At 67.6% G+C, this 324-nt stretch carries 1 protein-coding gene; it reads right to left on the minus strand.

Annotated features, from left to right (window positions below):
- The coding region (locus tag HX846_RS39040; RefSeq protein WP_178967679.1) for a condensation domain-containing protein at window positions 1–324 on the minus strand (324 nt) is incomplete at both ends.

Consider the following 324-nt stretch of genomic DNA (forward strand, 5'->3'; position numbering starts at 1 on the left):
CGTGTTCGTGACGCAGCAAGGTGGTCAGCCGGGCATGGGTCGCCTTGACCCCGGTGCGCACGTCTTCGGCGCCTACATCCACCCGCAATGGCAAGGTGTTGATAAAGATCCCCAGGGCACGGTCGGTGTCGTGGCTGCCCTGCATGCGGCCCATCAGCACCGTGCCGAACACCACCTGTTCCTTGCCCGCCAGCACTCCCAGCACCTGGGCCCAGCCAATGTGGAACAGGCTCGCGGCGCTGACGCCCAACTGCCGGGCCTGGGCGCGCAAGCGCCGGCTCAGCTCCGGGGCCAGCGGCAGGCTGATCTCCTGAATGTTGTCGC

It is taken from the genome of Pseudomonas sp. K5002, assembly GCF_013386655.1.
In the GTDB taxonomy this organism is placed as follows: Bacteria; Pseudomonadota; Gammaproteobacteria; order Pseudomonadales; family Pseudomonadaceae; genus Aquipseudomonas.